This is a genomic window from Prevotella sp. khp1, assembly GCF_900102205.1.
Lineage (GTDB): Bacteria > Bacteroidota > Bacteroidia > Bacteroidales > Bacteroidaceae > Prevotella > Prevotella ruminicola.
Map to the genome: position 1 here is coordinate 374,902 of NZ_FNJZ01000002.1, position 23,484 is coordinate 398,385.

Below are 23,484 nucleotides of genomic sequence, written 5' to 3' on the forward strand. Positions count from 1 at the left end.
CTAAAGAGTATCAGAAATATACGCCAAACGATACGGGGTGGAAATTAATACCATCACCATAGGTGGAATTCAGAATACTCATTGGCGAGTATTTGACATAGAGGCTAACCCAGTTATGGATACTTACCTCACCCATGATATCTACTGTGATAGGACGCTGGTGAATTTGCTTATACACATCCTTGTGTTTATTACCATCAGCATCGCGATATTTATTCTTAATGCTGGCATAGGTATTGAAGTTGATGACAGGACCTAAGCCAAAAGTTGTTTTCTTGGTACGATATTTCCACATCATAGGAATCTGCAGACTGAACACCTTTATACGCGAGAAATCGGCCTCATAGCCTGCAGGATAACTCTGCTCTGACAGCATACCATCATTGGCTTTATAAAAATACTGACGACCATCGATACGGAAATTACGCCAATCAACACCAAAGCCTATTGAGAATCCATTGTGCTGTCCGTACTTAAATTTCTCCCACTCCATAATGGTCCACATGATTTCCCATGAACTGCCTACCGACTGTGAACTATTGTATTTTGCATTAGCACCATATGTAAGACCAACAGCCAGACGCATACTGGCATTATTAGTTTTTAATGGATAACCTGTACCTCTGCTATGTTTCTTTACAAAATCAAAGTTCCAGGTATCTTTATTAATATTGGTCTCGCTCACATAGTTAGAGTCAACCAACAGAATTTTACTTTCGTAGGTGTACTTATCATCATTCTCACGTCCGTAAACTTTTACTTTTTGGATTGAATCACCTGTGATGATACGTACCTTCTGAGGTTTCAGGATGGTCAGGGTGTCGTTATCGGCAACTGTAGTTGCATTTACTGTGGCCGAAACAGCCAAGAGGAAAAGAATAAATAGCTTTTTCATATCGTTATATCTTTATTTAATTAATTCTCGTAATGTATCCAGCGAATTGAGCGTACCTTCCATATAGATAACCGTAACCTCCTCGTTATTTCGTTTATAGCACAGAAAACGGTTATGGTTGCCCTCTTTGGATAGTTGTAGCATCAATGTTTCCTTCGAACGACTCTTGGTGCTTGAGTAGTTTTCAGAATAGATATTGTTAGGATGCTTTTTCTTATCGAGTTCAATCAGATCGTGTACTCGAGTTATCTCCTGCTTATTGTTGGCCTGAAAGCGCACACTGCGAAATAAGGTAAGCTGATACTTAGAGAGCATCTTACCTTTTACTCGTGTTTCAACCATTCGCTGCTGTGGGATAATCTTTCCTGCAAAGAGTGGTTCTATGTTCAGTCCACTCTGTGCATTGGTTGTAAGCAGCATCCAAAAACACGCCATGAAAATCATCAGTACTCGTTTCATATTTCTACTAATTGCTAAATAAATCGTTCAACTGTTGTTCTATTTCATTCTGAGTATTATCCTCAGTCATCTCACCCATCGTTCGCTTCATCTCAGCCATAACAGTCTGCTGGTCGGTATATTTCTTACCATATACATAAGCCACACATTCATCGCTGCTTCCTACTTTTAGCACATGAACTGTTACCATCGATATGCCTATCAGTAACGATGCGGCTGCGAATATAGCTATCAAGCGTTTACGTACCATCGATCTGGCTCTACTCAGCGTTTTACGCACAGCCACCTCGGTTGAGCCAAGCACGATAGCAATCTCCTTGGTTTTCATACCTTGTAGATGATGCATACGCAGAATGGTTCGCTGTGTAGAAGGAAGTGTGTCGATAACGCGTAGCATCTGTTCTATCTGCTCGCCATCATCGCTCAGATCATCTTCGTAAGATAATTGAGTGATATCTACTGTGGGATGCTTTCTGCGCAGACAATCGATACATAGGTTGCGAGTAACCATACAGGCAAAAGCTGAAATAGGCGATTTCAGTTGTTCGCGCATCAGCCAGAGCTTCACCATCGTATCCTGTACGATGTCCTCAGCCTCATCAGTAGTGCCCAGATATTTCTGAGCCACACTGATTAGTTGAAGCCTAAGCCCTTCTGCTTGTTGTTTAAACTCGTCAGTTGTCATTCTTTTTCTTTGTTGCTTTTATCCTTAATACGCAGAAAGTTTAGAAATGTGACATCTAAGCAACAACTTTTTTACTAAAGAATGATATTTTTTGCAAAATGCCAGATGATAATGCCACCTGTTACTGATACATTCATGGAGTGTTTGGTGCCAAACTGAGGTATCTCCAAACAACCATCCGAAGCATCGATGACTTCCTGATGAACACCTTTTACCTCGTTGCCTAACACCACAGCATACTTCTTATTATTAATAGGTGTAAAGTTCTGAAGCATGGTTGAACCATGAGCTTGTTCAACAGAATAAACTTCATAGCCTTCAGCCTTTAATGTCTCAACTGCCTCAAGTGCCGTATCGAAGTATTTCCATGTTACACTATCCTCGGCACCAAGAGCTGTTTTATGAATCTCGGCCATAGGTGGTGTACTGGTAATACCACAAAGATAAACTGCCTCGATACGGAAAGCGTCACCCGTACGGAAAACACTACCCACATTATGCATTGATCGCACATCATCTAACACCACAATGAGTGGCAACTTGTCTGCCTGCTTAAACTCGTCGACAGTCAGACGATCCATTTCTATTGTACGTAATTTCTTCATTCTGCCTGCAAAGTTACTACATAGAAAACAAACTACCAAATAATTGTGGAAAAACCTGTTGATAAGTGTGTGGATAACTATGTTAATAACTTGTTAATTATACCCTACACTCTTACATTTGGGGATATCCACAGGTTTATTACGTATATTTTCGCAAGTTTTCCACACTTTTATGCCGAAATAAATAATAAACTTATTAATTTTGCACCGAAATTGGAAATTGTGGATAAGTATGCTTAGTGGTTCATTATCAGACAGAAAGAATTAACAGTAATGGTTAATAAGTGATTTTTTGTAGTTAATAGTCAATTATACAATAAAAACGCTAAAAAGTTATCAAGATATTCACGGCATATCATACTACTTATTCTATTTTTAAGAAATAAATAAAAAAAGAAATATAAAAATAATATGGTGTTGACAACAAAGGAGCTGAAAGCTGAGATTCGTAAGATGTGTGAGGAAAAAGATGCCATCATCCTGGCTCACTATTATACGATTGGTGATATTCAAGATATCGCCGATTTTGTAGGTGACTCGTTGGCTTTGGCGCGTAAGGCTGCCGAGACTGATGCCAAAGTAATGGTAATGTGTGGTGTGCACTTTATGGCCGAAACCTGTAAGCTGCTATCGCCTGATAAGATTGTGCTTTGTCCTGATCTGGCAGCTGGCTGTTCGCTGGCCGACAGTTGTAAGGCCGAAGACCTGAAGAAGTTTAAGGATGAGCATCCTGGTTATCAGGTTATCAGTTATGTAAATACCACAGCAGCTGTTAAGGCATTAACTGATGTGGTGGTGACCAGTGGAAATGCAAAGAAGGTGGTTGATCAGTTGCCAAAAGATGCCAAACTGATATTTGGACCAGATTATAATCTTGGTAACTATATCAATGAGGTGACAGGTAGAAAGATGTTGCTTTGGAATGGTGGTTGTCATGTGCACGAGCGTTTCTCGGTATCTAAGATTCTGGAGCTTAAGAAGCAGTATCCCGATGCAGTAGTGATGGCACACTTGGAGTGCAAGGCACCTGTATTGGCTGTAGCCGAAGTAAAGGGAAGTACTGCTACGATGCTTAACTATGCCCAGCAGAGCGATAAAAAGCAGTTTATTGTGGCTACAGAGGCTGGTATTCTGCACGAGATGCAACGTACTTGTCCTGATAAGGAATTTATCCCTGTACCTCCAGAAATAAGCGAGAGTGGCTTAGAATGCAGTTGTAATGAGTGTAATTACATGAAATTGAATACACTCGAGAAGGTTTATAACTGTTTAAAGACTATGAGCCCTCAGATTGAGGTTGATCCTGAGATAGCTAAAGAAGCTGTTAAGCCAATTAATAGAATGCTGGAGTTGAGTTAATTAACTCCAGCTTTTTATTTAATTGATAACGGCAATTTTACAAACGGTACCTTTCTTACCATCCGATGTAGCTGTTATCACCATATAAACACCGCTTGCTACGCGTTTTCCTTGCTTATTACAGCAATCCCAGTTAAACATACCGCCATTACTACGTCCTTCGGCTACAATGGCACCTGTAGCTGTTGTAATCTTCACATCAGCGTCGTAACTTAATCCAGTAATGGTAACCATGCCAGTAAAATCGGGTGTAACTGGATTAGGATAAGCTATCACGTTATCTTTAGTCATCTGCTCGTTAGGTTCTACAGCATTACTCTGATAAGAACATAAGCCATTATCCGACAGGAAGAATACTTCGCCTGATTGATGATTTATAGCGATAGATGAGATATTGTTATACAGCAGCTTTGAATTATCTATATTAAAGTTATGCTCCTGTATCAAATTATCTGACGAAATAAGAAAAACGCCAGCGCTTTCGGTACCAAACCATTTACGATTTCCACCATCTACAGCTATACTGCTAATGGCTATGCCGTTCAACAAATAGTCAGCAAAATTCGTACCGTCGTTACGTGGCACTTTAACCTGATAGAAGGTAACTTGAGATTGTCCTATCTCTGATTTCTGAATCATAAATGGGCCCACATCGGTACCTATCCACATATTACCTTCTTTATCTTCTGTAATACAGTTGATATGGTAGATGTTATATTTTGTATCGTCCTGGTTTAATATCTGATCGTATTTAAGTATCACGTCCTGATCGGTATCGTAACAGAATACCGATGGATTCTCCCAGTTGTTATTAGTAAACCAAAGTAAACCACGACTATCAAACATCATATTCGATAATCCTGGTACTGTAATTCCTTTCTCGTCGGTAAGCTCTTGGTGGTGATGACTTATCCATTGATAATCGGATGTTAGCTCCAGTAAGCTTACCCCTTTAGCCAAGCTGTTAAGCACCCATAGATGACCTTTAGCATCGAATTTGATACCTAATATTAAAAGATAATCATTTCCGAGCTGATTACCTCTGTCGATTGCAGCCATTAATGGACTGTTCTCCTTATTATAATAGGTAACAAGTTTACCGTTCTTAAACTCGTAGAGTCCGCATCTACCTCCTGCAAACACATGTTCTGGGTCGTTTGGGTCGGCATCAATACAGCAGATATCCACATAAGCATAACCTGTAATCTCGTTAATCTGCTCCTGATACAGCGTCCAGTTGTTACCATCATACACCTGAATGGTGCCAGGAAGTTCATTATCGGGCATTGCAGGCAGGAAATAACCACCTGTTGTATAGAGTCGGCCATTAATGAATTTCGACTGGTAGAAGCGGTTATAAGCTGGTCCTCCTGGGATCAGGGTTGATACGGTAGCGATATACTTATCGTAATCATCCTGATAAGGTTGCAGATTGTGCGGATAATCGGGATGATTTTTGGTATAAGTATCCGATATCTCAGCCTTCAGCATATTTACTTTAATGATAGCAAAGCTGGTGGTGAGATAAGCATACACATCATCGATAGAGATGGCTGTAACTGTTTTATCCTCGGTTATCGATTTGGTATAGAGGGCCGATATATTAATAATGTCGCCATCGGGTTCTATCAAGTCGATATTCGAGTTTTCGTAAACGGCTATCAATCGCTTGGCTTTTTGATTCCAGGCTATATGAGTGATGCGGGTATCACTTAACCCGTTTACTTTATCGTAGGTAGTGATACTCGCATCATCAATATTATACTGGTAAAGATTGTTCGATGCCAGCACAAACAGCTCGTTGTTAGCCTTGCATATCTGCTGAACATCATGGTAGGCCAGATAGTTGCGCCATGTACCTATTTGCGCTGTTGCCAAGTAGCAATAGCATACTGTAAATACGATGGCAAGCAACCTCTTCATACACTACCTTTTTAATAGATAATCGGCCAGTTTCTGCACGGCTTTGGCGCGATGACTGATGTTATTCTTAATACCCGTACCCAGCTCGGCAAATGTTTTGTTATAACCTTCGGGCATAAAGATAGGATCGTATCCAAAACCTTCGCCACCTCGTTTGCCTTCGGTGATAACACCGTTTACAATACCATCAAAGGTGGTTACCTTTCCATCGATGATGAGGGCGATAACGGTGCGGAATCGGGCTTTGCGATTATCGTTGTTCTCGAGTTCGGAGAGCAGCTTTTTCATGTTAGCCTCAGAGTCGTGTCCTACACCACCGGCATATCTGGCGCTGTAAACACCAGGTGCACCTCCAAGTGCATCTACCTCTAAGCCTGTATCGTCGGCAAAGCAGTTAACATGATACTTATCGTAAACCCATTGGGCTTTTATCAGGGCATTATCCTTCAGTGTCTGACCTTTTTCAGGGATGTCGTCGTGACAGCCTATCTCGCCAAGCGACAGTACTTCGAACTTGTTGCCAAGAATCTTTCTAACCTCGCTGAGTTTATTCAGATTATTGGTGGCAAATACTATTTTCATCTTTTTCTTTTCTTCGATATTCTTGATTTTTACTTTCATCTCATCGAATCCCTCGCCATATACACCGATTACACTCGACTGCGATACAAAGGCGTTGGGGTCTATCATCTTGATGAGTCGGAACATGTTTACACTCTCGTTCTTCTTGGCCAGGATGCAGAGCACTTTCATCTGTTTACCAGTGTACCATCCATGACCATCAAGAATAGTCACACCATGATTCATCTGGGTGCCGATAGCGTTGGCTATCTCTTGCCATTTGCGAGAGAATATAAAGAACTGTACCGACTGCCTGCGGGCATTCATGACATAGTCGAGTACGTAGTTCTCCATGGCCATCACACAGAAACCGAACATCACCTTATGAGCACGCTCCAGATAGGTGCCGAACTGTGGGAAGAACATACAAGAACCGATAATACAGAAGTCGGCTGCTATCAGTACAGAGCCCAAAGACACATTGTGATACTTGTTGACTGATGCTGCGATGATATCCGTGCCACCAGTAGAGCCATTATGCAGGAATACGGTAGCCAGGGCGATACCAGTAATCACACAGCCGATGATCATCGACATGAAATCCTGTCCTTCACCCATGAGCTTGAATGGCAAGCCATTATCCTGCTTTGGGATGATGTCTTGCGCAAATCGCAGCATGAAGTAAAGCGTAAAAATGGCAAAGATAGTCTTCATCAGGAACTTATACCCCAGTATCTTCAGGGCCACTATCAGTAGCAGACCGTTGATGATGATATAGGTGTTTTCCAGATGAAAGCCTGTAGCATAGTAAATGATAGCTGATAAACCAGTGACACCTCCTGCCACAATCTGATAGGGCATCAGGAATACTGTGAAGGCGATGGTATAGAGAAAAAGGCCAAGGGCTATAAACATATAGTCCTTGACCTCATTCCAAATAATCTTATGATCGATAGTCATTATTTCTTTAATACAATGTTCACCATACGCTTAGGGACGATGATAACCTTTGCTACCTGGAAACCTTCGAGGTACTTCTGAGCGCGCTCATCGGCCAGTACAGCCTCCTCGATGGTCTTATTGTCGGCATCAGCAGGGAATGTCATATCAAAGCGAGTCTTACCGTTAAAGGCAACACCAAGCTTGGCCTCGCTCTCAACCAGATATTTCTCTTCCCACTTTGGCCACTGTGAGTCGCATACACTACCCTGCTCACCCAGCATCTCCCAAAGCTCTTCGGCCATATGGGGTGCAAATGGAGCAATCAGTATAACAAGAGTCTTCAGCATCTCCTTGTTCTTACACTTCTGCTGGCCCAGCTCGTTCACGCAAATCATGAAGGCCGAGATAGATGTGTTATAGCTGAATGTCTCGATATCGGTAGATACCTTCTTGATAAGCTTGTGTACGCTCTTCAGGTTCTCGGGTGTAGCAGCGCCCTCGTCGAATCCATTCTGGAAGAGGTTCCAGAACTTCTTCAGGAAGCGGTGACAACCATCGATACCGTTGGTATCCCAAGGCTTACTCTGCTCAACAGGACCCAGGAACATTTCGTAAAGACGCAGGGTGTCGGCACCATACTTCTCTACAATCATATCGGGATTAACCACATTGAACATCGACTTCGACATCTTTTCGATAGCCCAACCACAGATGTATTTGCCATCTTCGAGGATGAACTCAGCATTGTTATAATCTGGGCGCCAAGCCTTAAAGGCCTCAATATCCAGAATATCAGCCGATACGATGTTTACATCTACGTGGATAGGAGTGGTTTCCTTATAGTTGCCTCTCAGGTTCAAGCTTACGAACTTACCCTTATCGGCACCCTCGTCCTCAATACGATATACGAAGTTAGAACGACCCTGAATCATACCCTGGTTAACCAGCTTCTTGAATGGCTCGTCTTCGCAGCTGTAACCTGAATCGAAGAGGAACTTGTTCCAGAAACGTGAGTAAATCAGGTGACCTGTAGCGTGCTCAGTACCACCTACGTACAAATCTACGTTACGCCAGTACTCATCGGCATCCTTGCTAACAAGCGCCTGCTCGTTCTTGGGGTCCATATAGCGCAGATAGTAGGCTGATGAACCTGCGAAACCAGGCATGGTGTTCAGCTCGAGTGGGAATACGGTCTTGTTGTCGATCTCGTCCTTTGATACCACCTTGTCGGTCTTAGTATCCCAAGCCCACATCTTAGCACGTCCCAATGGTGGCTCACCAGTCTCGGTTGGCTTGTACTCATCAATTTCAGGCAACTCGAGAGGCAGACACTCCTTTGGAATCATGTAAGGCATGTCGTCCTTATAGTAAACAGGGAATGGCTCACCCCAGTAGCGCTGACGTGAGAAGATGGCGTCGCGCAAACGGTAGTTAACCTTTACACGACCCAAGCCCTGCTCGGTAACATATTTCTTGGTGGCAGCGATGGCCTCCTTAACAGTCAAGCCATTCAAGCTGAACTTAGCTGATGACGAGTTGCAAACAATACCCTCCTTGGCATCGTAACTCTCCTCGCTTACGTCAGCACCTTCAATCAGTGGGATGATGGGCAGGTTAAAGTGCTTGGCAAAGGCGTAGTCGCGACTGTCGTGCGCAGGTACAGCCATAATGGCACCTGTACCATAACCAGCCAGTACATATTCTGAAATCCAGATGGGGATCTTTTCGTCGGTAAATGGATTGATGGCGTAGCTACCCGAGAACACACCTGTTACCTTGTGGTCCATCTGGCGCTCACGCTCTGTGCGCTTCTTTACATAAGCCAGATACTCATCTACTGCAGCCTTCTGGTCGGCAGTTGTCAGCTCGGCTACGAGATCTGATTCAGGAGCCAGCACCATGAAGGTTACACCAAACATAGTATCGGCACGAGTGGTAAAGATGGTAAAGTGCTTATCGCTGTCGGCAACGTTAAACTCAACCTCAGTACCCTCAGAACGTCCAATCCAGTTACGCTGGGTTTCCTTCAGCGAGTCGGTCCAGTCGATAGTATCAAGTCCGTCAAGCAGTCGCTGTGCGTAAGCTGATACACGCAGACACCACTGACGCATCTTCTTCTGCTCTACAGGATAACCACCACGCTCTGATACACCGTTAATAACCTCGTCGTTGGCAAGTACGGTACCAAGTGCAGGGCACCAGTTAACCATTGTCTCGGCCAGATAGGCTATACGGTAGTTCATCAGTACTTCCTGCTTTTTCTTCTCTGAGAAGGCGTTCCACTCGGCAGCAGTAAAGTGCAGCTCCTCTGTACCAAGGGCATTACAGTTCTCGGTACCCATCAGCTCAAAGTGTTCAATCAGCTTGATGGTTGGCTGGGCCTTGTGCGATGAAGTGCTGAAGTAGCTCTTGAACATGCGCTGGAAAGCCCACTGGGTCCATTTATAGTAGATAGGATCACAAGTACGAACCTCGCGCTCCCAGTCGAAACTGAAACCTATTTTATCCAGCTGCGAGCGGTAACGGTTAATATTCTCGAAAGTGGTCTTCTCAGGGTGCTGACCGGTCTGGATAGCGTACTGCTCGGCGGGCAGTCCGTAAGCATCGTAACCCATGGGGTTCAGTACGTTATATCCCTGCTGACGCTTGTAGCGGGCATAGATATCACTGGCGATATAGCCAAGTGGGTGACCTACGTGCAAACCTGCTCCTGATGGATAGGGGAACATGTTCAGTACATAGAATTTCTTCTTGTTCTTGTCTTCCACCACACGATAGGTTCCATTCTCAACCCATCGCTTCTGCCATTTCTGTTCGATGTCTCTGAAATTGTAATCCATTGTATCTTTATATTATTTTGTTTCCGTACATTATTAATGCGGGTGCAAAGTTAGTGCAAATCGCAGAAAAAACCAAATTTAATGAGCAAAATATTGTTTCAGTTATCACGATTATAACAGATGTAGCAAATATATGCCCAAACAAACTATCATAACAATGAGTGTTATGCCTGCAATTGTAAGCAGTACAAAGGCGCCTATCAGTTTGGCGATGGTACGCTTGTAACTAAAGCCAAACAGCTGCTTCAATGGTATGATAGAAAGAGCATAGGTCAGTAATTCTATCATTGTAGTATTGCCTGGTAAGAAAAAACTGCCTACTGAGTTAATAATTGTCATCATATTTGTAATATATACCATTGCCACAAAGCATTCCGAATAGCGTAAATCTGGTATATTAGGATTCTTGTGGAAAAACAGGTATAATGGTAATGAAAGCGTGATGAGCCAAAGGAAAGATACTAGAGTTTGGTTGTCGATAATCCAATTTACGATGTTTTCTAATTTCTTTAAAATTTTTGTTTCAATCGATTCGCCGTTAATATTGATGACTTCATTATGCTTGTTTTGGGCTGTTTGAACGATGATGGGTTTTCCGATAATGTCGAACGTATCAGTAACGATTTTGTTAGCATCGGTTTCATTTATTTGGGTATTGGTATTTATATCATTCAATCCCTGTACAGACTCTTTCTTGGTTTTATTGATGGTATTCTGAAACTTTACGTTTAACCCCGAATCGATCAGAACCGAGAAAGCTATCAGCAGGAAGAACATTTTGAATGGTGGAAAATAGGCCATCTGCATACCGTTAAGATAGTCGCGAATCATATAACCGGGACGCAACAGCAGGTCGCGAATGGTGCGGAACATACCTCGGTTGCCTAATCCCCACACATCAAGAAACAGCAGAAAAGCCGACTTGAACGAGTAGCGACCGATGGCAGCTTTCTGTCCGCATCTGGGGCAGTAGTTGCCATGAAACTCTGTGCCGCAAGTGGCACAAACATGCTTCTCGGCCGATAGCTTCACCACCTCATGAGGTTTTATCTGCCAAGCCTTAAAACTTTCGTATTTGTCTCTTAACTGTTCCATTGCGTTTGCAAAGATAACAAAAATATATTTTAAATGTATCATCCTTATATTATAAATGTATCATCGGCTGTTATTTTTTCTAAAATTCTTTGTGATTTCGGGATTAAGTTATAACTTTGTGGCTTGAAACGAAAATCATTACTTTATTAACAAACTCATTTTAATATGAACAACGTACCTAAAATTAAAGTTGGAATCGTCGCTGTATCACGCGATTGTTTTCCTGAGTCATTAGCTGTTAACCGCCGTAAGGCTGTTATCGCTGCGTATGAGAAGAAATTCGGTAAGGATGGCATCTACGAGTGCCCTATCTGCATTGTTGAGAGCGAAATCCACATGCAGCAGGCCCTCGAGGATATCAATAAGGCAGGATGTAATGCACTCTGTGTATATCTTGGTAACTTCGGTCCTGAGATTTCTGAGACCATGCTGGCTAAGTATTTCAATGGCCCAGCTATGTTCTGTGCTGCTGCCGAGGAAACTCAGAACGACCTGATTGATGGTCGTGGCGATGCTTACTGTGGTATGCTGAATGCCAGCCACGCTCTCTCTCTGCGCAAGACTCGTGCTTATATCCCAGAGGAGCCAGTTGGTGATGCTGACCACTGCGCTGAGCTCATCCACGAGTTCCTCCCCATCGCTCGCGCTATCGTTGGTCTGCAGAACCTGAAGATTATCAGCTTCGGTCCTCGTCCAAACAACTTCCTGGCTTGTAACGCTCCTATCCGTGCCCTGTATGATCTCGACGTTGAAATCGAGGAGAACTCAGAGCTCGACCTGCTGGAGTCGTTCCAGAAGCACCAGGGCGATCCACGCATCGACGATGTAGTGAAGGATATGGCTAATGAGCTGGGTGCTGGCAACAAGATTCCTTCTGTTCTGCCTAAGCTCGCTCAGTATGAGCTCACACTGACCGACTGGATCGAGGCTCACAAGGGCTGCCGCCAGTTCGTATCACTCACCACCAAGTGCTGGCCTGCTTTCCAGACCATGTTTGGTTTCGTTCCTTGCTACGTAAACAGCCGTCTCACCAGCCGCGGTATCCCCGTTAGCTGCGAGGTTGATATCTACGGAACACTGTCAGAGTTCATCGGTACTTGCATCACAGAGGATGCCGTTACGCTGCTCGATATCAACAACACCGTTCCTAACGATATGTACGAAGAGAGCATCAAGGGCAAGAAGTTCCTGTGCGACGAGTACACAGACAAGGAGATCTTCATGGGCTTCCACTGTGGTAACACCGCTTCTTCTAAGGTTTGCAACTGCAGCATGTGCTTCCAGCGCATCATGGCACGCGCTCTGCCTGTAGAGGTAACAAACGGTACTCTCGAGGGCGACATCAAGCCAGGCAAAGCTACTATCTATCGTCTGCAGAGCACAGCCGACACCAAGCTCCGCGCTTACATCGCTCAGGGTGAGGTTATTCCTGTAGCTACACGCTCATTCGGTTCTATCGGTATCTTCGGTGTTAAGAACATGAGCCGCTTCTATCGTCACGTGCTCATCGAGAAGCACTACCCACACCACTGCGCTGTGATGTTCGATCACGCTGGTAAGTACCTGTGGGAGGTTCTCAAGTACATGGGCATCCCCGTTGAGGAGATCGACTACAACTTCCCCAAGGGCGATTACTACCCAACAGAGAATCCATTCGCATAAGCGATACATTCTAAATAATAAAGCCGCAACTTTCAAGGTTGCGGCTTTTTTGATTTATATAAATTGTGATAGGATTACTTCCACTTAAGGTTGTAAGTTGTCTCTTCGGTATTTTCGCCTTCAACAACCTTGACAACGACCTTAGTAACAAGGTTGTTGCTATCCAAGGTGTATTTTGCAGTAATGGTTCTTGTGACATCATTTCCTTCTTCTTTCCAAGTTCTAACCAACTTCTCAGGCAGATACTCAGGCATTGCGCCAAGTTTGTCGAAGATAGGAGCTGATTCAGCCAAATCCTCTACATAGAAAGGAAGCTCAAAAACTCCACCACCATAGAAGAAGATATTAGCAAGAACGCCAGCCTTAACTGTACCATAGGTTACGGTGTAATTATTTACATCTTCTTTTTCTTCTTGGTCATTCAGTTCATATCTTTCGTAACTAGCAATAACATTTTCATTCCAAGAAAAATCAAATAATTCATCAGTTTCCATTTCACCTGACTCTTCATTTTTCTCCCAGGCCTTGAAACCAATCAGTTTACCATCCTTATAGGTAAACTCATCGTAGCCATAATCATCTGCATATTTTGTAACAACACCATCGGTAAGGGTATAGACCTTAGTCTCTACATTATCGTCTCTTTTGGCCTTTACGGTTATTTTATCAGTTTCATAGGTAAAGGTGCATGATAATCCTTCGTAAGAATCACCTGTAAATGGATCTACTCTTTTATAAGCAGCTTTTGTAACCTTACCATCATCACCATAAGTGAAAGCAAGAACGCCGTTATTGCCCTCAGATTCAACCGAAATCTCAGAAAGAATACCCTTAATCTCTGTTGGTGTCTCTGGCTCATCAGGAGTAGTTGGAGTCTCTGGAGTAATTGGGTTGTCACCTACACCACCAAGACCTTCTGTACAAGCGCACAATGTGAAACCTGCGATGAGTAAACTCATCGAAACTGACATGAATTTTGTTTTCATACTTTGAATTGAATTAAGTTATTAATATATGCTCGAAAAATTTAATTTCGGTGCAAAATTAATCGAAATTCAGGAAACTTAATTGGTCCAAATTGGTCCAAGTTTTAAAATAGTATGAAAAATCTGTTGTTACGGGTGCTGGTTTAGCTGGGAATTCATGAAGACGATGTGTTAATAGCTTCCAACCTTCTGCATGGCAATAGGCTTCTGTAGAGCCATAAGGAATATAGATTTCTGGCAGATGCTCCCAAAAGGACTCGCGAGTATCTGGTCGATAAAATGGGGGTACGTCCGACATACAATATATCCGTTGGAAGATACAGGTCAAGGCCCAAGTACCTATATGGGTTAGCTGAGAAGGGATGACCAATTCATCGCGATCAAACCAGTTGAAGCATTCGTCGCTGAGACTCGTTACGCTATTGGGTATAAAGGCTGTAGCACTACCTGTAACCATCTGATTGGTAGCCGTTTCTATAATGGCATTGCAATCTTCGCGACTATCATAAACGGGATTATCGGCACTTATTTCTACCTTACACAGATGATGGTTTTCACCCAAGGCTGTAGAGGCAATATGAGTGACGCCAGATGGGATGTAAAACGCGTTAAAGTCGCATTTCAGAAAGGCATTCTCGCCAAGCGTTTCTACAGAGCGAGGCAGTTGTACAGACTTTAGATTTAAACAACCGTTAAAAGTATTTGCCTCTATCTCTTTCAAGCCTGTGAAATAGCGCAACTCATCAAAGCTGCGTATAGCCGTATTTCCAGAAAAAGCACCACCAAGCGAGGTAACAGCCATAGCCTCGTCTATAGACAATTCGCCATCGCCATTACTATCCCAATGACTAACACAGACGGACTTAACTGCCGGATCGCGAAACTCTATATACTTATGGATATATGGTTTGAGACTCTGCCAAGATTTCTTCTCATTCGTTTCTGTCATATAGAACTCTGGCACAAAGATAGCAGAGAGTTTGGGGCAGTCAACCAGATGATGAGCACCATCGTTGGTGTTGGGTAATACTGATTCGAAGATGACTGTTTCAAGCTCAGGACACTCTTCCAGTATATGGTCGCCTATAGCTACGACACTACTGGGGATGGTTATCATCTGCAGACCTGTATGGCGAAAGGCACTCTGGCGGATAAAACGTACCGTTCGAGTTATGCGGATTGACTCCAGGTGGGTGCAATCCCAAAAGGCACAAGCATCAATTTCGTTAAGACCAGTAAAGTGTTCCAGTTCTGGGAACGATCGCAACAGCGTGTCCTTTGTAAACACATCGCCAAGCGACTTTACTGAGGCTGCTTCTTGATAGCTCAGTTCACCATCGTGATCATAATCCCAATGGCTGATGCATTTTTGCTTTGCCTCAGGGTCCTCGAAGCCAATAATCTCGTGGTTCAGCACTTTCACCTGAAAATTAAGCTCAGCCGTATGTTTCTCTAAATCAGAGGCTTTATGACTTATCGCATTCACTTTTGCTATCAAAGCAAAGATGACAACCAGGGCTATCATGGCTGGTGCCATAAGCTTGAAATGCCACTTGCGCTGCTGATGAAGGGCGGCAAGCAGATCGTCCATATTCTGATAGCGTTGATGGATGGGGCGTAGACATCGCTCAGCCACCTTTTTATATATATCCATCTCCAGAAGTATGACTCCCAGCGAATAGATATCGTTACGAACATCTGGTAGAGCTTTTGTGGCTTGCTCTGGAGCCATATACTTCAATGTGCCAGCAGGTTGTTTCAGTATGGCATGACTATCGGTATCAGCTAGTCCGAAGTCGATAATCTTCACATAACTGCCGTTGTAGGTAATCATGATGTTTGAGGGCTTCAGATCGCGATGTACCACTTGTTGGTGATGAATGTAGGCCAAAGCCTCTGCCAAATCGATAGCTATGCGTTGGCGATCGCTACGACTGGGATTGGCCTCAAGATATTGAGCCAGCGTCTCGCCATCAATCCATTCGGCTATGAGGCATCGTTCGTAATGCCCGTCAGCTATCAAAACATCCTCCATACCAATGGCTTGCATGATAGATGGATGCTGCAAGCGCATCATAATCTCGAATTCCTTGCGAAGCAACTGTTGATAGGCGGTATCGGATGATAGTTCCTGCTTCAGACATTTGAGCAGAAACCATCGCCCATAGCGTTTGGCTTTGTACAAACGACAATAGCCCGTAGATGGCAATTCAACCATCTCGGAGAAGGTGGAGCTGAGTCCCTCGAAATCACTTACTATGTAGCTTGAAGCATCATCGCTCATATCTAATGCCTCCCCGTTTGCCACAAACATAATTGGTTTGTTCCTGATCGCCCTGTTGCAACTGACTAAGATATAGTGGCTCACCTTCGATAATCAGACTACAGCAAAAGGTATCGTTTGCTTTCAGACGAGTGTTCTCTGATGCTGTAACCACAAAACGCATATCGCCCTCATAGCGGATATGACACACTCTGTCAGGTAGCCAATAGAGTGTTAAGCATTCTCCCACAGCAAGGTCGGCATTTACATCCAGATGGCGATTCATGGCTAGATTACTTGGCTCCATGCCATCAGCAGGAGAGTGCATGCAAAACGCCTGATAGTTCTTGTAACCAATGAACTGGGCTAAGGTATCGAGTGTTCTCACGCTTGGTTCGCCCTCATTGTCTAAGTAGCCCCACACACGTTTAAGGGTTGTGGCACTAAGCATCTGATGTAATCGCAGAAAGATGCGTTCTCTCAGCTGGTCGAAATCTTTTGGCGTGCGTATCTCCTGATGAAGCGCTTGCTCAATAGTTTTGCAAAGTAATTCTGTTTGTTTCATTATCTAATCACCACCTGTGACTTTATATGGTTTGACTTTAGGTTGGCAAAGTTAACGATTTTTTCTGAAACAAAGAAATAATTGGCGGAAAAATTGTCTCGGCCATCAGGGTAAGTATCTCTGGGAGGTTCTCAAGTACATGGGTATCCCCGTTGAGGAGATCGACTACAACTTCCCAAAGGGCGATTTCTACCCAACAGAGAATCCATTCGCATAAGCGATACACCTCTTATATAAATAGAGCCGCAACCTTTTCAGGGTTGCGGCTCTATTTTGTTATATCATATTAAAAAAATCTCTCATCTCTCAAGAAATCTCTCGAAACGCCCGTGTACAAAGGATTTGAGATGGGTGAGAGATTTTTGGAATCTCTCCCTAATCTCTCAACAATCTCTCAGGAAACCCTCACAGGAAGTTTTGCAAGTTTTTTGGCTATTATTTTCGGTTTTTTCTTTAAATATTAAAATCTGGCTGAGGTGTGTGTGTCTGGAGGGATCGGGTGAGAGATTAGGGAGAGATTAGGGAGGGATTTTTAGAATCTCTCATCGCTCGAATCCCTAGTGTTTATGCGGGTTTTGAGCGATTTGTTGAGAGATGAGAGAAAAATTCGATAAACTATATATAAAATAGGTTATTGTATTCGAGTTATTTCTATGAGTCATTCGGATTATGTCTACAAGTGATTCAGATTATGCCTACAAGGTGTTCGACCTATTCCTTAGGGGATATTCCCTTCTTTGGAACACTTTATTCCCAACTAGGGAACATTTTATTCCCAGTTAGGGAACAATCCATTCCCACCTTGGGAACAAAAAACGCCGTTCTGTCGAATTTACTGGAAATCATGGAACCGACTCCATGATTCATTGAGTTAAAAAGTGAAGTATTTAGTGGTTTTTGTTTCAAAAACTTGCCGGTATCGGCAAAAAGTTATATATTTGTGGCGTGAATTGGCGTAAAAACTTGCCGATAGCGTTGAAACATGGAGTATATATCAGTTAGTAAGTTTGCAGAAAAGTATGGTATTTCTGAGCGTACGGCCCGAAATTATTGTGCCCAAGGGAAGATAGAGGGGGCTTTCTTAACAGGAAAGACTTGGAATATTCCTGCAGATGCTGCTTTGCCCAAGCGTGGTGAGAAAAATAAAAAGGTATCGCCACTTCTTAAGGCGTTGAGAGAGCAGAAGGCATCGAAACTAAAAGGTGGTATTTATCATCGCACCCAGATAGACCTTACTTATAACTCTAATCATATAGAAGGTAGCAAGCTTACCCACGATCAGACTCGATATATTTTTGAAACTAATACGATTGGTGTTACTGACAGCGCTATAAATGTGGATGACGTTGTAGAGACAGTTAATCACTTCCGTTGTATCGATTATATCATCGATCATACAGAGGATAAACTGACAGAAAATCTGGTAAAGCATCTGCATCTGTTGCTGAAATCAGGAACTTCTGATAGTCGTAAGGATTGGTTTGCCGTTGGCGATTATAAACGATTACCAAACGAGGTTGGTGGACAGGATACTTGTGCACCAGAGGATGTACACAAGCAGTTGAAAACCCTATTGGATGAATATAATCATAAAGGCAAGAAATCATTCGAAGATATTCTTGACTTCCATGTGCGGTTTGAACAGATTCATCCTTTCCAAGATAGTAATGGTCGCGTTGGTCGATTGCTGATGTTTAAGGAGTGCCTAGCCAATAATATCGTTCCATTCATTATTACAGATGATTTGAAGATGTTCTATTATAGAGGTCTGCGAGAATGGGGGCATATTAACGGCTATCTGACAGACACTTGTCTGACAGCTCAGGATATGTACAAAGAACTGCTAAAGTATTTTAGAATAAAGCACGCTTGATAATAGAATAATAGGGATTTCCCTCATTAATTATAGGGATATTATTTTTTGTGTATTGACAGAAATTAGTACTTTTGCACCATAACCAATTATATAAGGTATGATTACAATTAATTTCAGGAGAACAATATGTATTGCGCTTACTGCCTTCTCTCTCGTCTCTTGCAGCAGTAATAATGAAGATATCGTAGATAATAACGACCCTACTAACAAGGGCGAAGTTGCTGTACCCGAAGAGGAAACCATCACCAACCTATCGGCCGATATGCCTCTTGCTGCAAAAGAATATCTGGGCTCAGGTTACGATATAACGGGACCATATCTTAGCAACGAATGCCTGCGCGAGAATGTGATCGACCTGAACAAAATAGAACCAGACGAGATGACATCTATTGTGGCCAGTAGCGGAACAGGAAGTCTGGTAAGTGGCATTGGGTATTCATGGACTTTCTTGGATGGTTTGCGTAGAGCAGAAGGATTTACACTCGAGGGCGAACCAGGCGACGTATATTTCGCTGGTACTTTTACAAGCAATCCTTTGTTTAAGGAAAGCAAGGAGCGAAGCGATAACTACTCGTTTATGATGTATATGGACAGATACGCCGTATATGAAAAGAAACTGCTGATACCGACTGAACGATATATTGACCGTATCCTGACTGATGATTTCAAACAAGCACTTGAAAACGAAAGCGCTGAACGTATTGTAGAACGATTTGGCACCCATGTACTCAAATGTGCACTTATGGGAATAAATATCCTATCACTCTATCGTTCTGGCCTGAAAGAAAATACAAACGATGACGATTGCTTCTTATGTAGTATGTTCCGTCGTATGAACGAGGTATATAACCCCGTTTATTGGAAAATTATCGATTCGAAAGCTACAAAAGGTGGCGCACTATCAGTACAATGTCATGGTGGCAACACGCAAAGGCTTTCAACTGAATTCGCTCAATTACCTCTCAGCAAAGAGAAATCATCAAAAGCTATTGCTGAATGGTGGAACCAAGCAAATAACGATAATCTATCGCTCGTATTGCTGACTGGCGACGATGTAATACCGATCTACCAACTGATAACCAACAAAACAAAAAGTACTGAGGTACAGCGAGCTGTCAAAGCATATATACATAGCCATCAGTTGTAATGAAAATCCTTCCGTAGGAGGAATCGAGTCCTTTAGTAAGAGGACTGCAGTACTTCCTAAGGCGTACTGGAGTCATATCTAATAAGTACTCATGCCAGCATTAATGGTGGCATGATTTTTTTGCAAAAACATCTCAACCTCTCACTCAATACCTTTGAAACCTTTATATACAAAGCATTTCAGCCACATGAGAGGTTGCTCCAACCTCTCACCTAACCTCTCCCTCAACCTCCCCCTATGAGAAGTTTCAGCATTCGTCATCTTTGATATAAAAGTGAGAGGTACAGTGAGAGGTTTAGCAAACCTCTCATCCTCCTCTATCCCCAGTATTTATGCATGTTTCAGAAGATTTGAGTGAGAGGTTGAGAGATTTCGCAATTATCACCTTAAAATGCGTAGTGATAAAATGGTTATACAAAAATGAGGGCTGGTATCCGTGTGGAGGAATACCAGCCCTTGATGTTTCATGGTAGTATAGATGTTTTATTTACTTCGAGAATGTTACCTTGGTAAGCTTGTAACCATAACCTACGAGCAGCATACCGCCACGCTCATCTACAATTGCCTTGTTGGCTTCGGTGTAGGTAAAGTCGTATGGGTTAGCGGTGTCGGCTGTGAGGTCGAATTGAGCCACAATCTGATCCTCGGCATTATCGCCCCACCAAGGTGTGGTGATACGCAGGGCATGATAGCCATCAGGCATATCGGCCATCTGGTAGTAAACATGCACAGTAGCGCCAACAGGCACATTAGCCATATCGGCAGCTGAGACAGTAACGTTTGCATCGCCCCAGTTAATCTCGGTGCCGCCTTCCCAAAGGGTGGTCTCGGCAGGAGCTACATTCTCTACAGCTACAACCTTGGTAAGCTTGTAACCATAACCTACGATGAGCATACCGCCACGCTCATCTACAATAGCCTTGTTGGCTTCGGTGTAGGTGAACTCGAATGGGTTTGGTGTGTCGGCTGTGAGGTCGAACTGAGCTACAATCTGATCCTCGGCATTATCGCCCCACCAAGGTGTGGTGATACGCAGGGCATGATAGCCATCAGGCATATCGGCCATTTCGTAAACCAAACGGATGGTAGCGCCAACAGGCACATTAGCCATATCGGCAGCTGAGACAGTAACGTTTGCATCGCCCCAGTTAATCTCGGTGCTACCCTCCCAGAGTACAGTCTCCTTTACGCCTGGATCAACATACTCGGTGTTGCTGACTGTGAATACGCCGCAACCATAACGTGCGCCATCGGCCTCGATAACAACAGTGTACTCGCCCTCGGCCATGCTGGGAACAGTAAAGGTAAGTTTTCCGTTTGCAAACGATACGTTGCTAGCTTCCTGCTTGCCCACGAACACCTTGGTTACGTTAGTAGCATTGGTGCAATCGATAGTTTTGGTGCTACCGATAGTGAGCCAACGTGATTTGCCGTCGCTGGCCAGTGAGGGATCGCCCTCGGCAGGCAGAACAACGAGCTTGCAGGTACGTGAGGTTTCAAGACCCTTAGTGGTAGCTGCTACGATCTTTACGATGTGCTCGCCAGCCAGTACAGGTGTGTCGATAGAAAGACCTTCGGCTACCTGCTCATCGTCGATAAGCCAGGTAACGGTGGTGTACTTAACGGGGGTAACCATTACGTCGAACTGGAAGTTCTGGGTGCGCTCGATGGTCATGAGCACGCCAGGCTCGCCACCCTTACCTTCGGGGATATCCGTATTCAGGATACGGGGATAATCGTCCTCGCCAGCCGTGAAGAACGGATCCTCATCAGATGTGCAAGCTGTATTAGCAGCCATGCCGCAAACCATGAAGAACATGGCGAGATATTTTGATATATTCTTAGTAATCATAATGCAATTATTTCTTTAAAATTATTACTCGACATTGATATCGCTTGTGTCCCACCAGAGACGCTTGTGCCAATCGTCCTTGCCACCCATGCGCTCGATGGCAGCCTTGTAGTTCTCGCTGTTGTACTGGTTCTCCAGGATAGGGTAACGCAGGCGATTAGGTGTTGACAGATTAGCATCGTCGTAAGTAAAGTCGGGACGGATAGCCAGCTTTGTACGATCGGCCAGTACAGGATAGTCGGAACGACGCAGGTTAGCCCAAGCCTCAGCAGGGTTCATCATGTGCAGGATGTAAGCCTGAGTGTTGATGGCCTCCTTAGCATTGGTAGTAAGCACGCCAGCGTTCATCAAACCATTGATGTAGGCATCGATATCGGCATCGGCAATCTTATCCTTGTTCTGCAGATAGTGGTTGTTCATCCAGGCCATCGAAGCCTTGATACCAGCCTTGAAGTGCTCCTCAACGGTACCGTTAACATTCCATCCCTTGAGCTTAGCCTCGGCCAGCAGGAACTCTACCTCGGCTGAGTTGATGAGTGTACCAGGACATTCGGGCATCTCAAAGTCGATAGAGAGGAATGGACGAATCATACGTGCATTGAAGTTGTTCTGATCGAAACCAGCCTCGGGATACATCTTTACATACTTCTCGAGTGTAGGAATCTCAGAGTTAGCAGGTGCATTTACCCAATCGCTCCACCAGGCAGCACCTGGTACACAAGCGGTATAGGTATCAACCTTGTCGAGATAAGCTCTAACCTCGTCGGTAACATCGATATTCCACTCGCGGTCGGGCTTAATCTCCGAACGATTAGTGTTGATGTAGTGACGGCAGATGCGATAAAGGCGTGGGTCGTTGTTATCCTTTAAGATATTGAAGAATGTGGAGCAGATAAATGTAGGCGAAGTAGGATCCTGGCCATACAGAATCTCGCCAAGTGCGTTTACACGGAAATCAAGGTCGCGTGAGCCGTCGTAGAGAGTAAAGGGGCTGTCGGTATAGATAATGTAGGCATCGTCGGCCTCAGAAGCGATATAACCGCCATTAGCCGAGAGGGCCTTCTCGAACTCCTGCTGAGCCTTAGTAGGGTTCACATCGCTGATGCGCATAGCAAAGCGCAGGCGCAGGGCATTGGCATACTTACGCCAAGCTGCAGGATCGCCATACAGACTGGTAACGTCGCCACCAATATTATCGGTGCCAGTACCAAGCTGATCTACACAAGCAGCCAACTCATCGAAGAAGAAGTTATAAATCTCCTCCTGAGTATCGTACTTAGGATTAGAAATACCTTTAACAAAGCCTAAACCAGCCTCGGTACAAGGAATATCGCCATAGGTATCGGTAAGAACCGACATGAGGTAAACACGGTGAATGCGCAGAGCGGCATTGGTGTTTGGCATATCCTCAGAATTTGCGATGGCATCTACAATATTCTTGATAGCCACAGCATAGTACTGGTCCCAAATCAGGCGCATCTGATCGTCCTGTGCATGTACGCTACCAGCATAGTTGCTAACGTTCCATCCACCTGCGAAGTGCTGTGTAAAACCAGTAATGTAGCTACGATAGGTGTCCATCAGTCCGAAGTCGCCATAGGTCTGCAGCAATGCTGTAGTGAGCTGGGCGCTTGGAGCAATCGATGACGCCTTGGTCTCGTCGGTATTGAGCTCCTCCATGTAACTATCGCTGCAAGATGCAGTAGCCAGGAAGGTACAGCCAACCATACCAGCGAAAAGGGTTTTCTTAATATATTTGGTAATCATAA

17 protein-coding genes are annotated in these 23,484 nt (G+C 43.9%); 4 read left to right on the top strand and 13 right to left on the bottom strand.

What is annotated here, in order from left to right:
* Window positions 1–10 precede the first annotated feature (10 nt).
* The 4 genes from BLR73_RS07385 to BLR73_RS07400 form a co-directional block, all read right to left on the bottom strand.
* Complete coding sequence (locus tag BLR73_RS07385; protein WP_091860703.1) at window positions 11–895, bottom strand: hypothetical protein; 885 nt, start codon at window positions 893–895, stop codon at window positions 11–13.
* Window positions 896–907: 12 nt separating this feature from the next.
* Window positions 908–1,354: a DUF6108 family protein gene (locus BLR73_RS07390; protein ID WP_049769171.1), complete on the bottom strand. Its 447-nt coding sequence runs from the start codon at window positions 1,352–1,354 to the stop codon at window positions 908–910.
* A 7-nt stretch (window positions 1,355–1,361) separates the two neighbouring features.
* Window positions 1,362–2,039 (bottom strand): RNA polymerase sigma factor, encoded by a 678-nt coding sequence (locus BLR73_RS07395; RefSeq protein ID WP_091860706.1) that lies wholly within the window; start codon window positions 2,037–2,039, stop codon window positions 1,362–1,364.
* Window positions 2,040–2,113: 74 nt separating this feature from the next.
* Window positions 2,114–2,644 carry an RNA methyltransferase gene (locus BLR73_RS07400; protein ID WP_013063185.1) on the bottom strand — a complete coding sequence of 177 codons (531 nt, stop codon included), beginning with the start codon at window positions 2,642–2,644 and terminating at the stop codon, window positions 2,114–2,116.
* Between the two features lie 411 nt (window positions 2,645–3,055).
* Here BLR73_RS07400 and nadA point away from each other — a divergent pair, with 411 nt between their 5' ends.
* Window positions 3,056–4,003, top strand: a complete 948-nt coding sequence (gene nadA, locus BLR73_RS07405; RefSeq protein WP_041386261.1) for a quinolinate synthase NadA — start codon at window positions 3,056–3,058, stop codon at window positions 4,001–4,003.
* 18 nt (window positions 4,004–4,021) lie between these two features.
* Here nadA and BLR73_RS07410 read toward each other — a convergent pair whose 3' ends face one another.
* From BLR73_RS07410 to BLR73_RS07425, 4 genes are all read right to left on the bottom strand, one after another.
* On the bottom strand, window positions 4,022–5,926 hold the full coding sequence (locus BLR73_RS07410) for a type IX secretion system anionic LPS delivery protein PorZ (protein WP_091860709.1): 1,905 nt from the start codon (window positions 5,924–5,926) through the stop codon (window positions 4,022–4,024).
* Between the two features lie 3 nt (window positions 5,927–5,929).
* The gene (locus BLR73_RS07415) at window positions 5,930–7,447 is read right to left on the bottom strand and encodes a non-canonical purine NTP diphosphatase (RefSeq protein WP_073044448.1); all 1,518 of its coding nucleotides are present in this window, start codon (window positions 7,445–7,447) and stop codon (window positions 5,930–5,932) included.
* Entirely contained in the window at window positions 7,447–10,269 is a 2,823-nt protein-coding gene (gene leuS / locus BLR73_RS07420) for a leucine--tRNA ligase (RefSeq protein WP_013065560.1), read from the bottom strand. The genes BLR73_RS07415 and leuS overlap by 1 nt, the downstream gene beginning before the upstream one ends.
* Window positions 10,270–10,380: 111 nt before the next feature.
* Window positions 10,381–11,364, bottom strand: coding sequence for a DUF3667 domain-containing protein (locus BLR73_RS07425; RefSeq protein WP_176763645.1), 984 nt, complete (start codon window positions 11,362–11,364; stop codon window positions 10,381–10,383).
* 165 nt (window positions 11,365–11,529) lie between these two features.
* On the opposite strand from BLR73_RS07425, the gene BLR73_RS07430 reads away from it, so the two are divergent.
* Window positions 11,530–13,026 carry an L-fucose/L-arabinose isomerase family protein gene (locus BLR73_RS07430; RefSeq protein ID WP_091860716.1) on the top strand — a complete coding sequence of 499 codons (1,497 nt, stop codon included), beginning with the start codon at window positions 11,530–11,532 and terminating at the stop codon, window positions 13,024–13,026.
* Between the two features lie 74 nt (window positions 13,027–13,100).
* Here the strand turns inward: BLR73_RS07430 and BLR73_RS07435 are convergent, their stop codons facing one another.
* From BLR73_RS07435 to BLR73_RS07445, 3 genes are read right to left on the bottom strand one after another with little or no spacing between them, the layout of a single operon-like run.
* Window positions 13,101–14,012, bottom strand: a complete 912-nt coding sequence (locus BLR73_RS07435; RefSeq protein ID WP_091860719.1) for a hypothetical protein — start codon at window positions 14,010–14,012, stop codon at window positions 13,101–13,103.
* A gap of 58 nt (window positions 14,013–14,070) precedes the next feature.
* Window positions 14,071–16,320, bottom strand: coding sequence for a protein kinase domain-containing protein (locus BLR73_RS07440; protein WP_176763646.1), 2,250 nt, complete (start codon window positions 16,318–16,320; stop codon window positions 14,071–14,073).
* Window positions 16,286–16,840, bottom strand: coding sequence for a hypothetical protein (locus BLR73_RS07445; protein ID WP_013064448.1), 555 nt, complete (start codon window positions 16,838–16,840; stop codon window positions 16,286–16,288). The genes BLR73_RS07440 and BLR73_RS07445 overlap by 35 nt, the downstream gene beginning before the upstream one ends.
* Window positions 16,841–17,822: 982 nt before the next feature.
* Between BLR73_RS07445 and BLR73_RS07450 the strand changes: the two genes are divergently transcribed.
* Complete coding sequence (locus BLR73_RS07450; RefSeq protein WP_091860725.1) at window positions 17,823–18,713, top strand: Fic family protein; 891 nt, start codon at window positions 17,823–17,825, stop codon at window positions 18,711–18,713.
* 100 nt (window positions 18,714–18,813) lie between these two features.
* On the top strand, window positions 18,814–19,863 hold the full coding sequence (locus BLR73_RS07455; protein ID WP_013065733.1) for a lipoprotein: 1,050 nt from the start codon (window positions 18,814–18,816) through the stop codon (window positions 19,861–19,863).
* 487 nt (window positions 19,864–20,350) lie between these two features.
* Here the strand turns inward: BLR73_RS07455 and BLR73_RS07460 are convergent, their stop codons facing one another.
* Both BLR73_RS07460 and BLR73_RS07465 read right to left on the bottom strand, forming a co-directional pair.
* On the bottom strand, window positions 20,351–21,715 hold the full coding sequence (locus tag BLR73_RS07460) for an IPT/TIG domain-containing protein (RefSeq protein WP_091860728.1): 1,365 nt from the start codon (window positions 21,713–21,715) through the stop codon (window positions 20,351–20,353).
* Window positions 21,716–21,739: 24 nt separating this feature from the next.
* Window positions 21,740–23,482 carry a SusD/RagB family nutrient-binding outer membrane lipoprotein gene (locus tag BLR73_RS07465; protein WP_091860730.1) on the bottom strand — a complete coding sequence of 581 codons (1,743 nt, stop codon included), beginning with the start codon at window positions 23,480–23,482 and terminating at the stop codon, window positions 21,740–21,742.
* Window positions 23,483–23,484: the final 2 nt, after the last annotated feature.